This is a genomic window from Candidatus Glassbacteria bacterium, from assembly GCA_019456185.1.
Lineage (GTDB): Bacteria > Gemmatimonadota > Glassbacteria > GWA2-58-10 > GWA2-58-10 > JAJRTS01.
The window spans coordinates 100,219-101,952 of the sequence record VRUH01000010.1 but is presented as its reverse complement, the minus strand read 5'-3'; the positions used below and the strand labels follow the sequence as shown (position 1 = coordinate 101,952).

General features: G+C 59.9%; 1 protein-coding gene and 1 pseudogene (1 of these 2 only partly in view). Both read left to right on the top strand.

Going from position 1 to position 1,734, the window contains the following annotated elements:
- The first annotated feature begins 681 nt into the window (after positions 1-681).
- The gene (locus FVQ81_05955; protein MBW7996108.1) at positions 682-1,518 is read left to right on the top strand and encodes a TIM barrel protein; all 837 of its coding nucleotides are present in this window, start codon (positions 682-684) and stop codon (positions 1,516-1,518) included.
- 87 nt (positions 1,519-1,605) lie between these two features.
- Positions 1,606-1,734, top strand: a pseudogene (locus tag FVQ81_05950) (DinB family protein) (it continues 409 nt past the right edge of the window).

Sequence of the window (1,734 nt, the reverse complement as noted above, 5' to 3'; positions counted from 1 at the left end):
TCCCTGCTGGGCGCAGTGCTGGGCAGTTGTTTTCCAACCACGGTCTATATCGGCCATCCGGGCTGGAAAGCCCTCGGCAGCCGCTCCGGCTACAGTCTGCTCAACGGTGTCGTTATCACGCTGATCTGCCTGACCGGGGGAATCGGCGTACTGGTTGCTTTGATCCCGCCGGAAAGCGCCTACCCGATCCTGCTTTATATCGGAGTGATCATGACCGCCCAGGCGTTCCAGGCGGTCCCGCAAAGCCATTTCCCGGCGGTCTGTGTCGGCCTGATCCCGCCGATCGCGGCCTGGGGTCTGCTGATTGTCGGTTTCAGCATGACTGTCGCCACCGGCGGACAGTTCGATATTTCCGTTGCGGAGCAGTTCAAGCGAATGCTGGATTTCGATCTGGGCGGGCTGATGAACCTGGCGGGCGGCTTTCTGTTCAGCGCGATGTTCCTTACGTCGATCACGGTCTATTTTATCGAGCAGGATTATCTGCGCGTTATATACTGGTGCATGGTCGCGGCCGCGTTCGCATATTTCGGGCTGATCCACAGCGGCCAGATCGTGGCCGGCCAGTTCACCGATCTGGTGGCGCCGGGCGCCGCCTGGAAATTCAGCGTGGGCTACGGGATGATTGCGGTGTTCGCGCTGCACTATCTGCTCAGGAATAAAAGAATGAGGGAGGATAGATAAGTGGCTGAGTTACTGTTCGGCACCGGCGGAGTGCCTCATTCGGCGAAAGACAGCAGTGTGCTTTCGGGGATCAGGCGGATATCCGAGCTGGGACTGGGCAACCTGGAGGTCGAGTTTGTCCACGGGGTGCGGACCGGGGAAGAGAAATGCCGGCTCTACGGCGAGACAGCCCGGAAGCTCGGCGTGGCGCTGACCTGCCACGGCCCGTACTATATCAATCTCAATTCCGCCGAACCCGAGAAGAAAGAGGCCAGTATCAAGCGCGTGCTCAACACAGCGCGCGCCGCCCACTGGATGGGGGCCGAGAGTTTTACGTTCCACGCGGCGTTTTTCATGAAGCAGGACCCGGAACAGGTCTACGGCGTTGTGCGCCGGGCTGTCGAGGGGATCCTGGAAGAGATGGCCCGAGAGGGGATCGACAGCGCGAAGCTGAGCCCAGAGCTGACCGGTAAAGCGACCCAGTGGGGCAGTTTGGAGGAGCTGATCCGCATCTGCCGGGACCTCGACGGTGTCCACCCCTGTATCGATTTCGCCCACAACCACGCCCGCAGCGGAGGCGAGGAGAACAGCTACGAGGAGTTCTGCGCCACCCTGGAGGCGATCAGCAGCGGGCTGGGCCGGGAGTATCTCGACCGGCTGCATATCCATGTCTCGGGGATCGAGTACAGCGCCAAGGGGGAGCGCCGTCACCTGGTGCTGACCGAAAGCGACCTGAAATACAAGGAACTGCTGCAGGCGCTGAAAGAATTCGGAGTCGGCGGCACCGTGGTCTGCGAAAGCCCCAACCTGGAGCAAGACGCCGCGCTGATGAAAGCGGCCTACGAGAAGTTAAGGTAGGTTTGGGCGCAACACAGCCCCACCCCCCGCCCGCGGGGGGCATCCGGGCGGTCCATTACTTATTGAAATGATGATAAGGAGAATACAATGAGCTGGAAAGAGTTGCTGAGCAACGAGATCGAGTATACTTACAAAGTGACTGACGGGCTGTTGGACCTGGTTGCTGACGACACTCTCGACTGGAAGCCTTCCACTGAAAATAATTGGATGACTACC